This is a genomic window from Hymenobacter jeongseonensis, from assembly GCF_015694725.1.
In the GTDB taxonomy this organism is placed as follows: Bacteria; Bacteroidota; Bacteroidia; order Cytophagales; family Hymenobacteraceae; genus Hymenobacter; species Hymenobacter jeongseonensis.
The window spans coordinates 211946-226644 of the sequence record NZ_JADQDQ010000004.1 but is presented as its reverse complement, the minus strand read 5'-3'; the positions used below and the strand labels follow the sequence as shown (position 1 = coordinate 226644).

The following is a 14699-nucleotide window of genomic DNA, read 5'->3' as shown; positions in this document are numbered from 1 at the left end:
GCTGGGCGCGCTGCTCCTTATAGTGCCGCTCTTGGTGATTGGCCTATTTGCTCCAGAAGGACTTGACTTGCTGGGCGCCTCGTCCAATTCTTCTGAACGCCGAAAGCCTTGGTCCGCTGAAGCAAAATTCTTTCTGGTTGTTTTCCTTTTGCTGCTTGCTATCGGCACAATAAGTTGGCTCGTTTGGCACTAGGTGCTAACCCAATGTTGCGCTAGATTTTCCCAATCCATAATGATTGAGAAGACATGCTTGCGGCTACTTCAGCCCCGCTTCTTGCGCTTCCTGCAGCAGCAGCAGCTTCTCCACTGGTACCACGCCCACTTGCTCGCACACCAGCCCGCCGCCCAGGTTGGCCAGCGCTGCGGTGAAAGCGGCCGACTGGCCCAACGCCACGCACAGCGCAGCAATGCTAATGACGGTATCGCCGGCGCCCGACACGTCGGAAATGGTGCGCAGGTGGGCAGGCAAGTATGTTTTCGTGCCGTTTTGCTGGGCAAATACGCCATATTCCGAGAGGGTGACAAGTACCGTTTCGGGTTCCAGTACCTCGTGTAGTCGCGTCACGGCCGCTTCAAAACCAGGTCGGTCGGAGTTTGGGTCGCCGAATTCTAATTTCAGTCCCTCGCGCAACTCTTTTAGGTTGGGCTTGAAGAGCGTGCAATAGCGGTAGGCTAGAAAGTTCTTCTTTTTGGGGTCGACCACGGTCGGAATGCCGCGCTGCCGGGCCCGCGCAATGCACTCGGCAATAATGGCCTCGTTCAGCACGCCTTTGTCGTAATCCTCGAAAATCACCACATCGGCCCGGGTGAGCAGGTCGTCGTAAGCGGCTAGCAATTGGGTGCGCTCTTCGGCGTTTATATCCGTTTCAATCTCCGAATCGATGCGCAGCAGCTGCTGGCCGTGGGCCAGAATGCGCTGCTTGACCGTGGTGGGCCGGTGTGCGCTGCGGATAATACCCGCCGACGACAACTGCCGCTCCTGCAGCAACTGCAGCAACTGGTCGCCCCCGGCGTCGGTGCCAATCACGGCGCAGAGCAGCGGCGTAGCGCCGAGGGCCTGCACGTTCAGGGCCACGTTGGCGGCCCCGCCGAGGCGCTGCTCGGTGCGGGCCACGTGCACGATGGGCACCGGGGCTTCGGGCGAGAGCCGCGTCGAGCGGCCCCACACGTAGGCATCCACCATTACATCCCCAATGATGAGGACGCGCAGGTTATTAAAGTTTTCGAACAGCGTTTGCAGGGAATCGACAGGCATTGGGCAGCGTAAAGAGGCCGCAAAGGTAAAACGGTGCAGCTTGTAGCGTGGACTATTCGAATCCGCGCGTGGCGAGAGTGGTTCAGGCGCGGGCTCGCAGCGTTTACGCTACAGCTTGGCCAGACTGACTTTCACGCGCCGGAAAGCTTCTACCAGCTTGTCATCGGCCGCGGCGGTGCTGAAGCGCATGCAGTCCGGCGCGCCAAAAGCCTCGCCGGACACGGCCGACACCAGCGCGTCGTTGAGCAGGTACATGGCCAGGTCCATGGAAGTATTGATGGTGCTGCCATCAGGGGTCGTACGGCCAAAATAGGCCGATACTTCCGGAAAAATGTAGAACGCGCCGCTCGGCGTAGGCGTCTTAAAGCCCGGGATATCGCGCACAATCTCCAGCACCAAGTCGCGGCGGCGGCGGTAAGCCTCTACCATTTCATCGGCCGAACTGCGCCCCCCGCGCAGCGCTGCCAGGCCCGCCCGCTGGGTAATGGAGCAAGTGCCCGACGTAATCTGGCTCTGCATTTTCTCACAGGCCGAGGCAATATCCTGGCGGGCAGCTAGGTAGCCCAGGCGCCAGCCCGTCATGGCGTAGCCTTTCGAGAAGCCGTTCACGGTAATCACCCGGTCCTTCACTTCCGGAAATTGGGCCAGGCTCACGTGCTCCCCCACAAAATTGATATACTCGTAAATCTCATCGGCCAGTGCGTACACCTGCGGGTGCCTCGCCAGCACGGCGGCAATGGCACCTAGCTCCTCGCGGGTGAAAACCGAGCCCGTGGGGTTGCAGGGCGAAGAATACATGATGAGCTTAGTGCGCTCCGTAATGGCGGCTTCTAGTTGCGCGGCCGTCACTTTGTAGTCGTTTTCGAGGCTGCCGGCCAGCGTCACGGTGGTGCCCTCGGCCAGCTTCACCATCTCTTCGTAGCTCACCCAATACGGCGAAAACACGATGACTTCATCGCCGGGATTCACTAGGCTCATCACGGCATTGGCCAGGGCCTGCTTGGCGCCGGTGCTCACCACAATCTGGTTGGGCAAGTACTCCAGTTGGTTATCGCGCTTGAACTTGTCGCAGATGGCCTGCCGCAGCTCCGGAATACCGGGTACGGGCGTGTAGAACGTGTAGCCGTCGTCGAGCGCCTGCTTGGCAGCGTCCTTGATGTACTGCGGGGTTTGAAAGTCGGGCTCGCCAAAGCTCAGGTTGATGACGTCGAAGCCCTTGGCCATGAGCTCCCGGCTCTTTTTGGCCATGGCAATGGTGGCCGACTCGTTCATGGCCAGCAAGCGGTTGGAGAGCGGCGAAACGGGGGCGATGGTGCCGGAATCAGGCATAAGTTGCAGAGGTGGGAATGGGGTGCAAAGCTACGGGAGTCGTGCGAACAGGCGCGTGGGCTTGCGCTATTCCCCCAGCCGCCGCCAGCAGCGCCAAAGTACGTTCAAATCCATGCCGGGCTCGTAGTCTTTGGCATAAAGGAGTTCCAAGCGGCGCCGGGTCACTTCGTTCAGGGGGGCGGCCGTTTGGGCGGCATCGGCTGGCGACAGCACGGCGGGCACGGCCCGGGCGGTATCGGCCGTGTGCCGCAACCCGACCCAGGTACGGTTTCCGACCAGCACCGCCAAACAATTGCTCAGAAAGCCGGCTTTTCGGGTTTGAAACCAGCCGATGAAAGGCGAAAGCAGCAGCAGCGCAACACTGCTCAGCACGTCCAACAGCCGCTTGGCCCGGGCCTGCCGGGGCTGGTAGAGGTTCAGGGCGATGTCGAGGGTATAATAGTCGCCGGGCGTGTCCTTGCTGCTGCTGCCGATGATGTACTGGCTGTCTTCGGGCAGGATTTTATACGCCACCGGTGGGGCCGCGGGCAAGCTGAGCATGAGGGCGATGATTTGGCTGGCGGGCAGGTCTTTGCCGCAAAAAATCAGCTCGTCCAGCGCATACAGGCGGATGATGTCGGCTAGTTGATGCAGCTCGCCGAGTGGTTCCATTTGTGAATCCGTTACGGCCTGGCTGAGGGAGGCAGAAGCCGAAACCTCCGCTGGGGCGGAAAGTTCGGTGTCCGTCGCCGTTTCTACGTAGCCAATTACCCGCGCCTTCACGCCCGCGGCTTCCAGCAGGCGGTGCACCCGGCGGCTTTCGGTGCCGGAACCCACGATGGCAATGTTTTTCTGGCGGTGCTCGCTCAGGCGAAAGTCGCGGTACTTGATGAAGTGCGCCAGCAACTGCCGCCCCACCACGGCGGCCACGGCCCAGGCGCCGCCCAGAATAATCAGGGCTTTGGAAAAGCGCCAGGCGTCCAGAAAATTGGAAGCTGCCGAAATCAGCAGCGTGCCCACGAAGATGCCGCGCACCACCCGCGAGGTTTTCACGGGCGGGTCGTAGGCTCCGCTTAGGTAAGCGGAAGTGAGCCAGACGAGGATATAGGCCGGCACCGCCACCATCATGTACTGCGGCGGGTAAGCGCCCGGCACAAACTTGTGGTTGTTCTCCCAATACGATTTCAGGAAATACATGCCCACCCAAATCAAGCCGGCATCGAGCAGCAGCGGCGCGGCCCGCACGGCCAGCCGCTCTAGCACCGCCGCGCCGGCCCGCAGCCAGATGGCGGCATTTATGAGCAACGAAAACAGGCCCGCCCGGCCCGGCGCAAAATGCTTCCGGGCAAAAATCACCATGGCCCGGTAGAACACGAACACGAAGTTCACGCTCGTGCGCTTGGTGCTCTCGCCCTTGTAGTGAATGATGCGGGTGCCGGGGAAATAGTAGTTTTTCCAGCCGCCTTGCGTGAGGCGATACGAGAGGTCAATGTCCTCGCCGTACATGAAGTAGTCTTCGTCAAGCAAGCCCACTTTGTCGAGCGCGGCCTTGCGCAGCAGCATAAAAGCGCCGCTGAGCACTTCAATTTCGTGGGTTTCGTCGGGGCTCAGAAAGCCAAGGTGGTAGCGGCCGAACGTGCGCGACCTGGGCATAAGCTTTGCCAGGCCGAACATTTTGTAGAAAGCCACCGCCGGCGTGGGCAGCCCCCGCTTGCTTTCGGGCAGAAACTGGCCCTGGCCGTCGAGCATTTTCACGCCCAGGCCGCCGCAGTCGGGGTGCGCGTCCATGAACTCGCAGCAGGCCCGGAAGGTGTCCTCTTCCACCACGGTGTCGGGGTTCAGCAGGAGCTGATACTGGCCGGTGGCGCGCCGCAGGGCCTGGTTGTTGGCTTTGGAGAAGCCGGGGTTGTCGCGGTTGGCAATCAGTACCGCCTCGGGGAAACGGGCTTTTACCATGGCCACGGAGCCATCAACCGAATTGTTGTCGACCACAAACACTTCCACCGGCTGCCCCAGTTTCTCTACCGCCCGCCGAACGGAAAGCAGCGTCTGCTCTAGAAAATAGCAGACGTTGTAATTGACAATAACGACGGAGAGCTTCACCACAGCGGGCGAAATTACGGGCTTCGCCGCCATTGCGAGCGCTAAGCCGCCATCTTTTCCGGCAACCCCCGTTGGCTAGCAGGAAGACCATCCGGTTGAACGCAAAAAAGCCCCGGCGCTATCGGCACCGAGGCTTTTATCGTATCAGAAAAAATATATGCAAGCAGCTAACGGGCTACTACCGGGCCTGCCGCAAGCGGTCTACAATGCTGCGGCCCAGGGTAATTTCATCGGCGTATTCCAATTCGCCGCCCATCGGAATGCCGCGGGCGATGGTGCTGATGTGCACGTTGGGCAAGTCGCGCAGCCGGCGCGAGAGGTAGAAAGCGGTGGTATCGCCTTCCATGGTGGGGCTGATGGCCAGGATGACTTCGCGGATTTCCGAGTCCTCGGTGCCCGTGCGGGACACCAACGAATCGATGTGCAAATCGGAAGGACCAACGCCTTCGATGGGCGAAATAACGCCGCCAAGGACGTGGTACACGCCTTTGTACTGGCCGGTGTTTTCGATGGCAATGACGTCGCGCACGTCCGACACGACGCAAACCAGGCTGTGGTCGCGGAGCTTGTTGGCGCAGATGTCGCACTCCTCGGCATCGGAAATGCTGTGGCAGGTGCGGCAATAGGTGATTTCGAAACGCATCTTAGCCAAGGCTTCGGCGAGCGACGCGGTGGTGTCCATTTCGGCTTTGAGCAGGTGCAAGGCCAGGCGCAGCGCCGTTTTCCGACCAATGCCGGGCAGCCGGGCCAGTTCGCCCACGGCGTTTTCAATTAGTTTAGAAGGAAACTCCATTCGGGCTAATGTCATGCTGAGCGCAGCCGAAGCATCTCGCTAGCATCGGTGAACGATTTAGTTACAATTGCACGCGAGATGCTTCGGCTGCGCTCAGCATGACGTTCTTTTTATGAACGTTTTATTTAAACGACATCGGCCGAAATGCCGCGGTCGTGGATGGCGGTACAAAGCGGCTCCAATTCCTCGTAAGTCCCGATTTTAACGGCGCACTTGCCTTTGTAATGAATGAGCAGCGTGCATTGCTCGGCCTGTTCGGGCTGGTGGCCGCACACGTCAATCAGGGTTTTGATGACGTGGTCGAAGGTGTTGACCTCGTCGTTATACACGACGAGGTTGCGTAGCTCGACTTCCTCTTCGAGCAGCAGTACCTCCTCGTCATAATCAATTTGCGGGCGGGTGTTCATAAGGCAAATTTACGCAGAAATGGCCGCTTGGGTCAGCTTGTATTAACCCCTGGTCGCGCCAATTCGTTTCGCGAAAAACCGAGGTTTTGCAAATGCAGTGCTCCGCCTTCCCTCACAGGAAAGCGGAGCACTACAGAAATCCCGCCGTCACTCCAGCCCGTGGGCCAGCGTGCCGGTGGCAAGGCATTCGCGTCACTCCCGCAGCAGCCGACGGGATATCTGCCGGCCGCCTTGCACGGTACGCAGGGTGTAGCTGCCAGAGGCCAGCGCCCGCACATCGACCTGGTAGCGGCTGCTGCCCATCGGCGCGGTCACTTTCTGGCTGATGACCAAGCGGCCCGTCATGTCGAAAAGTTCGATTTGCAAGGGGCCGGCCGCGGGCATCACAACGTCCAAAGTCAGGAAGGCCTGCATGGGCACCGGGAAGGCTTCGACCGCAAAAACCAGGTTTTTGCGGAACTCAACGTGCTGCACGCCGCTGTAATTGGCGGTACCATCCCTATCGAGCTGCCGCAACCGATAATAAAAAGCCGGGGCTTGGCGGCCCGCGCCGGGGTCGGTGGCGCTGTAAGAAAGTGCGGCGCTGCTATTGCCGGCCGCGGCTTGCCGGCCCACCTCCACCCAGCTCCGGCCGTCGGGCGAGCGTTCTATTACAAACCAGGCGCTGTTGCTTTCCGAGGCGGTACTCCATTTCAGCACGGCATCCAATGCGCGGGCCGTGGCCGAAAACGAGGTGAGTACCACCGGCAGCGGCACGGCCGTGGTGCTCACCGTGTACAGTGCATCCGAAACCAGCGTGGTACTGACCGTAATGGAGCGTTCGTTTATGAGTTGAGACGAGCCCTGCCGGACCCAGCTAGCCCCTCCGTTGACGCTGCGCCAAACCTGGGCACGGGTAGTGCCATTGAAATTCAACCCGTGGTCGTTGTCGGGCAGCCACGCCAAGGTCAGCGTCACCGGGCCGGATGGGGCGTCGTCCGTGGTCAACTTCCAGATGCGGTCGATGCCGTGGTTTGAGGACAGTTGCGGGTCGGTGTTTTGGCCGTACGAAAAGTTTGGCATCAGCAGGCCCGTGCGGCGCTCCACCTCCAGGGTAAAGCTTTGGTTTTGGGGGTTAACGAGAAAGCCCATGTTGCCAAAATCAATTGCGGCACTGCCACCTGGCAATGTTTTTTTCTGCACCAGGCACCCTCTTACATAAGATTCATCTTTTTCGCCAAAAACCCGGGCGGTAGCTGAGAGGCGAAGGTGAAGCAAACCGGTCGTATACAGGTGGCCATTTGCAAAATGCACAACCCCGTCTACGCTGCCGTTAGAGCCCAGCACTACTCCGCCGGGGTCGTTGCCGACGGCGGGGTTGTCGATGCGCAGTTTGTGCAGGGTCGCAGTGCCAAGGGTCAGGTTGCGGGTCGTGCCGCTGGCGCCGTTGAAAACGACGGTGCCCATGCCTTGCACCCACGTGCCGGTATTGAGCAGGTCGCCTTCGTCAAGAAAGAGCCGGGGGCGGGCCGCTGCCGACGCCGTCTGGTCGAACTCGCCCGCATTTTCAAACGCTACGCCCGGGCCGGTGGCGCTGGGTCCGCGCACGTACAGTACCGAGTCGGTAACGGCTAGCACAGCGCCGACCCCGTTGTAAAGTGTTTGAGCCTGAACGGCCGAAGCCCATCCCAGCCCTCCTAGCCACAAGCTTGCCGCCAGGCGACCAAGTCGCAAAACATCAAAATTGACCATCTTGATAAGCGCTAAAGGGTGAGAGTTTTAACGCTGTCCTTGCACTGTGGCCTGCGCCGAATTGCCGGCTTCCAGCGCCCGCAGGCGCGCCTCGAACGACTGCACGGCGGCTTCGGCTTTCTCGGCCCGGCCGCGCATGGTGTCTAGTTGGGCTTGCTGCTCCTGCAGGGCTTTCACCAGCACCGGCACCAGTTCGGCGTAGTTAACGCCTAGGGTCTGGTTAGCATCCTTGCCCACCGCTACCACTTCGGGTACTAGCTGCTGCACCTCCTGGGCAATGAAGCCGATTTTGTTGGTTTGCGAGGGGGTTTTCTTCCAGGCGTAGCGCACCGGGCGCAGAGCCATCACCGTGTGCATGCCGTAGCCCAGGCCCGAAACGTTGGTCTTCAGGCGAGCATCGGACGTTTGCACAGTGCCGTCGGAAGTGAATACAGTGTTAGCATATACGTTATTGGCATACACGCTATTCCAACGCGCTAAATCGGTACCCAAGCCATGGGTGATGTTGGCAGAGGGCACGATGTTACCTCCGACCGTCAGCTGCTCAGCGCCCGCTGCGGTGCCGATGCCAACGTTGTCAGTTAGTGTGCTGGTGCCTGCAACGGCCAAGTTGGAATTGATGGCAGCGCTCCCAGTCACCGCTAAAGTCCCCATTTTGCCTTCGCCGTTGATGTCGAAAGCTGGGCTTGAAGACGTGCCCGAATTGCCAATGAACTCGCCATTGCTGCCCGGCAGGGCCGATGTGGCCGAGAGTGTACCATCCTGCGAGGCGACCACCACCCGGCTGCCCCCGCCCATTTCACCCAAGTTCGTCACTTTGGCCGAGGCCAGCGTGGTGGCTCCCGCCGTGAGGGCGTTGGTGACCGTGGCCGAGTTCAGCGTGGCCAGGCCCGAGGTGTTCAGCGTACTCAGCACCGAGTTACCGGCCACCGTCAACACACCGCCCACCCGGCCTGACCCACCAATATTAAAGGTAGCCACCTGCTCGGTTGCATTCTGGTTCCGAATGACAGTGTTCAGGCCCGAAATGTTCTCCGTGCTGAGGTTGCCGTCGTTGTCCGTGACCACTAATTGAGGGCCGGAGCCGCCCAAATTCGTTACCCTCGCACTACTCAGGGTAGCCAAACTAGTAGTGTTTACGGCAGCCAGATTGGTGGTGCCCGTTACAACAAGCTGATTATTGAGCGTGGTCGCCCCAGTAACGGCTAAGGTGCTTCCCAGGGTAGTAGCCCCCGCGCTAAGCGCGCCGAGGGTGGTAGTGCCGGCCGAGAGACCAGCCAGTGTGGTTTGCCCGGTCACTCCCAGCGTGCCCGACACGGTGGCCGAATTCAGCGTGGCTAGGCCTGAGGTGCTCAGCGTGCTCAGGGCCGCGTTGCCACCTACCGTCAGTGTACCGCCTACTTGGCCTGTCCCGCCCACATTGAAGTTGGCCCCCGTTTGCAGACTTGAAGAATTGCTGATGTAGTTGGCCGCGGTGGGGATAATAGGCGGGGTTATGGCATCTAGCTGCCCGGCCCCATTTACAGTCACGTACCGAGTACTTGCTCCAGTTAAACCAGAAAGGGTCGTTAAACCGGATAGGGTTGCCGGACCGGCCACTAAGGTTCCCAGCGTGGTTGCTCCGGTTACGTTCAGGGTGCCTCCTAACGTACTATTTCCAGTTATGGCTGCATCGTTATTTACAGTGAGCTTCCCGCCCACCCGGCCCGTTCCGCTCACATTAAAATTGGCGGCTTGTATGCCCGCACCGGTCTGATTCAGGATGAATTCATTGTTACTGCCCGGCAGCGCCGCCGTAGCCGAGAGCGTGCCATCGGGCGCCGCCACTACCACCCGGCTGCCTACACCACCCATGTTGGTAACTTTTGCCGAGGCCAGTGTGGTTTGCCCATTCACTCCCAGCGCACCGGTCACGGTTGTCAGGCCGGCGCCGGCAGGGCCGCCCAGCGTCGTGGTTAGGGCGGTGAGGTTGCCCGTCACGCTGGCCGAGTTCAGCGTGGCCAGGCCCGAGGTACCCAGCGTGCTCAAGGACGAGTTGCCGACGACGGTCAGGGTGCCGCCCACCCGGCCCGTGCCGCCCACGTTGAAATTGGCCCCGGTTTGCAGCCCCGTCGAATTGCTGATGAAGTCGGCAGTGGTGGGAATAACAGGCGGCGTAATAGCCCCAAGCTGGTTGGTGCCATTCACCGTCACGTACCGGATACCGGTGCCTGGTAGGCCAGGCAGCGTGGTAGTGCCCGACAATGTGGCGGGACCAGCCACCAGCGTTGCCAGCGTTGTGGTGCCCTGGGTTGCGTTCAGCGCGCCACCTACCGTCAGCGCGCCGCCCACCCGGCCCGTGCCGCTGACATTGAAATTGGCGGTTTGAATCCCGGTCTGGTTGAGAATGAATTCGTTGTTGCTGCCCGGCATCGCCGCCGTGGCCGAGAGCGTGCCATCAGACGCGGCCACTACCACTCGGTTGCCCCCGTTCGTGAGCCCCAGGCTTGTCACCTTCGCCGAAGCCAGCGTCGCGAGGCCAGTTACTCCCAAAACACCATTTAGAGTTGTGGCACCAGTAACGGTGAGGCTGCCAGGCTTAGTAACATTCCCTGTTTTTGTACCCGTTACTGTAGCATCTCCAAAAATTTGCAATAATGCGTGTGCACTTGAAAGCCCAACATCCGTATCGCGCAAGGTCGTATGGGCTTGGGCCGTCACTTTTACGTCGCCGGCCAAGGTAGTTTTCCCAGTGACTTCAAAATCAGACGTTAAGTGAGAAGTGCCATTGGGGCGTATTATAAAACGCTCAAGACTGTTGACTTTAAAAACCAAATCCGCATTATTATTAGTCCCCAGATAATTGTCGGCAGTAACTGAATTGCCCGTGGTGCCCCAAAACTCCAGGCCCACTGCAGCGGAGGTGCTCACAAACCGCACCCAGTTCGGACTGGTACCGGAACCGGAATTATAGTAAATACCCGGTGCAGGAATCAATGGGTTGGCCGGATTTGGGGAATTCGTGTTGTAAACCAGCAAGGAATTCGCCGGATTGGGAATCGTGATGGCATCACTGGTAGATTTCAGGGCCACCCGGGGAAGCAGCATGCCCTTGTTTGTACTTGTAATGTCAAGTACCGCCGAGGCATGAGGACTACGTGTCCCAATTCCGGTTTGGGCCTTCAGCGCGGGCGCAGCGGCCAATGACAAGAAAAAGGCTGCCCCAAGGGGGTGCATTAGATAGGAGATGAGCTTCATAAATATATGGCTGGAGAGTGGGAAGAAGGGGATACAAATGGCCGAGCTTTTTTAATTAAACAAATAAATTTTATCACTAAATAATATTTTATCTACCATTTTAACTAATAATGTTGATGTTTTTTTATCCACAAATCATGTATAACTCGTGTATAGCAAATCTGAAATTGATGCTTTCCAGCCACATAAATATTTAATGATATTTCTTCACTAATCACCACTAATGCCTGTTCCCTCCTCTGATTTTAAAAAAGTTCTCAAGCGCCTTCCCGAAAGCGAGAAGGAAGCTTTGCTGCTGCGGGCCGTCAGGCGTGACGCTGAATTGTATGAAACCTTTCGGTATGAGCTGCTTGCGGACGTTACGCTGGCGCAGATTCAAGAAGAAGCGGCCGACCGTATTCACGAAACGTTTAACCTGGCCGTGTCCGGCCGCTTGCTCAACCGCAGCCTTGTGAAGGCCCTGCGGGCCAGTGTGCAGGAAGCCGCGCGTGCCCGGCGCATCACTAAAAGCAAGCAGTTGGAAATCGACTTGCTTCTATACATTCTGCGGCTGTGCCTCGATAACTACTCGGGTCAATTTGACAGTGTGTACGACGGCTTTTTCAACGCCACGGCCCGGCTGGCTGCCCGGCTTCCTGCCCTGATTCTAAAAAGCCTGCACGAAGACCTGTGGGTGGAATACAAGCCGGCGCTGGACGAGGTGCTGGCCGAGCTGCACAACCGCAGCAAAAGCCGCCACCTCAAGTTCGAGCTTCCCAGAAGCTTCGCCGTGCCGGAATAAAAAAAGCCCGCCAATACTGGCGGGCTTTTTTGTTTGCATAACGCAGTGATTCACCTAGCAATAATTAGCCAGGCCGACCGGTAGCGTCATTACGACTTCTTGGCAATCACGTTGAAAGTCAGGTCGAAGTTGTCGTAGATGGCTTTGTCGCCGATGCTCTCGAAGAACGACTTCGAGCCGTACTTCAGGCCAAACTTGGTGCGGTCGATGGTCATTTTGCCGGTAGCGGCGGCCACCCCATCCTTCACACCTACTTTAGCGGGGAAGGAAAGGCGCTGCGTAACGCCTTTAATGGTCATGTCGCCGGTGATGGTGGCGTTGTTGGCATCCTTGGCGGCGCCTTTGATGGGGGCTACGCTCACGATTTTGAAGGTCGAAGTGGGGTTTTTCTCCACGCCGAAGAAGTCGTCGCTGCTCATGTGGCCGACAAACTTGCCCTGGCTCTCCGCATCGGCGATGTCAGTGGCTTTCATCGACTTCATGTCCACGGTCACGGTGCCGCCCACAATGGCGTTGCCTTTCACCAGCAGCTCGCCGTTGGAGAAGTTCATCGTGCCGTTGTGGCCGTGGGTTACGGCTTTGCCCTCCCAGCCCAGGGTGCTCAGCTGCGGCTGCAACTTGAAGGCGGGCGCGTTGGTCGCCATCTTGGTGCTATTCATTTTTTGTGCCGAAGCAGCAGGAGCAGTGCCCAATACGGCAACGGCAAACAGGGCGGGCAACAGGAATTTTTTCATCTGAAAAAGGAATTTGAAAAAAGGTAATCGGTTAATTTAAAAAAGGCGGACGGCGGGAATCGCACAGCGGCGCCCCCGGGCCACAGGAAAAATGCGGTTAGTCTTCGTCTCGAATCTTGTCGAGCAGGGTATTCAATTGGTGGGCTTCCTCCGCACTGAGGAGGCTCATGCCGTGGCACCTTGCAATGCCGGCTTCTTCAATGCGGTTTAGCAAATCCATGCCGGCTTGGGTGATGCGGATATCGACGGCACGGCGGTTGGCCGGGCACACGGTGCGCGTCACCAGCGCTTTCTCTTCCAGCCGGTCCACAATGCGCGAGGCGTTGCTGGTCTTGTCCAGCATGCGGTCGATGAGCAAGGCCACCGTGGCGGGCAGCGGGTGTTGGCCGCGCAGAATCCGCAAGATGTTAAACTGGGGCAAAGTCAGACCAAACGGCTTGAAAGCAATGGCTTGGCGCAACTGCAACCACCCGGCCGTGTACACCAGATTGATATGCGCTTTCTGGTGCTCGTCCTGAAACAGCGGCTGTTTGATTTCGTCTTCGATACGCATGGCTGATAGTGGAATCGGATGCAAATTTATGTAGGTACATTTAATGTTGCAACATTGTTCCCGGATTTTTAAATAATAATTTTGTCAGGAGACCGCAATGTTTACCTAATCAGCAAAAAGACGTATCCTCACAAACTCAACAACCATTCCATTCCCATGCCTCGTTTTCTTTTCATTCTGCTTGCCGCTGGCTGCCTAGCTTCGGCCCCTCGCTTCGCGGCTGCCCAAGACGGCGGCTTCCCCGTGCAAACCACCGCCCGCACCCAATTCGTGTTTAAAGATGGGGAGGTGGTGCGCCGCGACGGCACCAAGATTACGCCCTTGACGAAAAACGTCAAACTCGCCAGCGGCGTGAAAATCAACTACAAAAACGGCATCGTGGAGATGCCGGCTGATAAGATTAACCCGACTGGCAAAAAGCTCACCCTGCGCGAAGGCGACTACGTGCGCGCCGACGGCGGCGTCGTGTTTGCCACGCCCGGCAGCGCGGCGGCCGCTCAGGGCAAAAGGCCCATCGGTACCGACGGCAAGTTTGATACCTACATCCAACGCGGCCAAGGGTTTTCCGACCCGGCCATGCAAGTATCGCTGCTCAATCAAAAAATTGACCTTCTCACCCAGAAAGTCAACCTGCTGAGCCAGGGCCGCACCGACACGCCCGATACCAAAGCCATCGACGACCAACTGGAGCAGGTGAACATCAAACTAAACGCCCCGAAGTAAGACGGCTAGCCGTTACGCAGCGACACCTGCCCCGCTTCCTCCCCCACCAGCCCAAACGGTTCGTCTTTCACAATAAGGAAGCCGTCGAGGTCGTGCACGTCGGCCAGCGCGCTGACGTGCATGGCGGCCGCGATGCCCACGCTCGACTCCACCATGCAGCCCAGCATCGGGATGAGCCCGTGGGCCCGGGTTTGCCACAGCAGCGCAATGCCGCGGCGGAAGCCGCCGGCCTTCATCAGCTTCACGTTCACGCCGTGGAACTGCTGGGCGATGTCCGCAAAATCGGCCGCGTCCGTCACCGATTCATCGGCCAGCAACGGCACCGCGCTGCGGGGACGCAGGTAGCGGTAGTCATCGGCGTGGGCCGCGGGCAAGGGCTGCTCCAATAGTTTCAGGTGCAGGCCGGGCACGGTGGCGGCCTGTTCCAGAAACCGCAACACACTGTCCGCATCGGGCCACGCCTCGTTGCCATCCACCAGCAACGCATGGCCGGGCAGGGCCTGGGCCACGGCTTTCAGCAAGTCGAGGCCTTCGGCTTGGTTGACTTTGATTTTGAGCAATTGAAACCGTGCGGCCCGCTGCTGGCGCAGAAAGTCCGCAACTTCTCCCGGTGCCATGATGGGCAGGGTAAAGGCCGTGGGCACGCTGCGGGCGGGCGGTGGCAAGCCCAGCCACTGCCAAGCCGGCTGGTGAGCACAGGCGGCCAGCCACTGTACTAGCGCCGCCTCCAAGGCAAAGCTCAAGGCGTGCGCCACGGGCTGCGCGGCCAGCAAAGCATCCAGCTCGGGCAGGGAAACAATGGCCGACAACCCGTGGGCTTGCAAGGTGTCGAACTGGACCTGGAGCAGTTCCGGCGATTCTGCGTAGCGCACATTGGGCGCGGCCTCGCCGGTGCCGCTGTGGCCATTGCCGCTCACGCGCAGCAGCAGGTTGGTTTTGGTAGCAGACGAATTGCGGGATATTTTCCAGACGTAATTCAGGTGCAGCGTGTGCGAAGTCAGGGTCCAGCTGGGCATGGGCACGAGGGGTGAGACCGTAAAAGGCGGTATTGAAGATGCGGCCAAATGTTGAACC

General features: G+C 59.1%; 12 protein-coding genes. 2 read left to right on the top strand and 10 right to left on the bottom strand.

Features of this window, described 5'->3' with window-relative positions:
* Positions 1-256: 256 nt before the first annotated feature.
* From I2I05_RS10495 to I2I05_RS10465, 7 genes are all read right to left on the bottom strand, one after another.
* Positions 257-1255: a bifunctional heptose 7-phosphate kinase/heptose 1-phosphate adenyltransferase gene (locus I2I05_RS10495; RefSeq protein WP_196282205.1), complete on the bottom strand. Its 999-nt coding sequence runs from the start codon at positions 1253-1255 to the stop codon at positions 257-259.
* 108 nt (positions 1256-1363) lie between these two features.
* A complete protein-coding gene (locus I2I05_RS10490) occupies positions 1364-2584 on the bottom strand; it encodes a pyridoxal phosphate-dependent aminotransferase (protein WP_196282204.1) in 1221 nt (406 codons plus the stop codon).
* 66 nt (positions 2585-2650) lie between these two features.
* Complete coding sequence (locus I2I05_RS10485) at positions 2651-4699, bottom strand: glycosyltransferase family 2 protein (protein WP_196282203.1); 2049 nt, start codon at positions 4697-4699, stop codon at positions 2651-2653.
* A gap of 145 nt (positions 4700-4844) precedes the next feature.
* Positions 4845-5459 (bottom strand): recombination mediator RecR, encoded by a 615-nt coding sequence (gene recR, locus I2I05_RS10480; protein ID WP_196282202.1) that lies wholly within the window; start codon positions 5457-5459, stop codon positions 4845-4847.
* A 125-nt stretch (positions 5460-5584) separates the two neighbouring features.
* Positions 5585-5866, bottom strand: coding sequence for an ATP-dependent Clp protease adaptor ClpS (locus I2I05_RS10475; RefSeq protein ID WP_196282201.1), 282 nt, complete (start codon positions 5864-5866; stop codon positions 5585-5587).
* 192 nt (positions 5867-6058) lie between these two features.
* Positions 6059-7483: a T9SS type A sorting domain-containing protein gene (locus tag I2I05_RS22340; RefSeq protein ID WP_196282200.1), complete on the bottom strand. Its 1425-nt coding sequence runs from the start codon at positions 7481-7483 to the stop codon at positions 6059-6061.
* 141 nt (positions 7484-7624) lie between these two features.
* On the bottom strand, positions 7625-10129 hold the full coding sequence (locus I2I05_RS10465; protein ID WP_196282199.1) for a tail fiber domain-containing protein: 2505 nt from the start codon (positions 10127-10129) through the stop codon (positions 7625-7627).
* Positions 10130-11057: 928 nt separating this feature from the next.
* On the opposite strand from I2I05_RS10465, the gene I2I05_RS10460 reads away from it, so the two are divergent.
* Positions 11058-11615 carry a hypothetical protein gene (locus tag I2I05_RS10460; protein ID WP_196282198.1) on the top strand — a complete coding sequence of 186 codons (558 nt, stop codon included), beginning with the start codon at positions 11058-11060 and terminating at the stop codon, positions 11613-11615.
* 89 nt (positions 11616-11704) lie between these two features.
* Here the strand turns inward: I2I05_RS10460 and I2I05_RS10455 are convergent, their stop codons facing one another.
* Positions 11705-12349: a YceI family protein gene (locus I2I05_RS10455; protein ID WP_196282197.1), complete on the bottom strand. Its 645-nt coding sequence runs from the start codon at positions 12347-12349 to the stop codon at positions 11705-11707.
* Between the two features lie 97 nt (positions 12350-12446).
* Positions 12447-12902: a MarR family winged helix-turn-helix transcriptional regulator gene (locus I2I05_RS10450; protein WP_196282196.1), complete on the bottom strand. Its 456-nt coding sequence runs from the start codon at positions 12900-12902 to the stop codon at positions 12447-12449.
* Positions 12903-13058: 156 nt separating this feature from the next.
* Between I2I05_RS10450 and I2I05_RS10445 the strand changes: the two genes are divergently transcribed.
* A complete protein-coding gene (locus tag I2I05_RS10445) occupies positions 13059-13625 on the top strand; it encodes a DUF6799 domain-containing protein (RefSeq protein ID WP_196282195.1) in 567 nt (188 codons plus the stop codon).
* Between the two features lie 5 nt (positions 13626-13630).
* Here I2I05_RS10445 and I2I05_RS10440 read toward each other — a convergent pair whose 3' ends face one another.
* Entirely contained in the window at positions 13631-14641 is a 1011-nt protein-coding gene (locus I2I05_RS10440) for an enolase C-terminal domain-like protein (RefSeq protein ID WP_196282194.1), read from the bottom strand.
* Positions 14642-14699 lie beyond the last annotated feature (58 nt).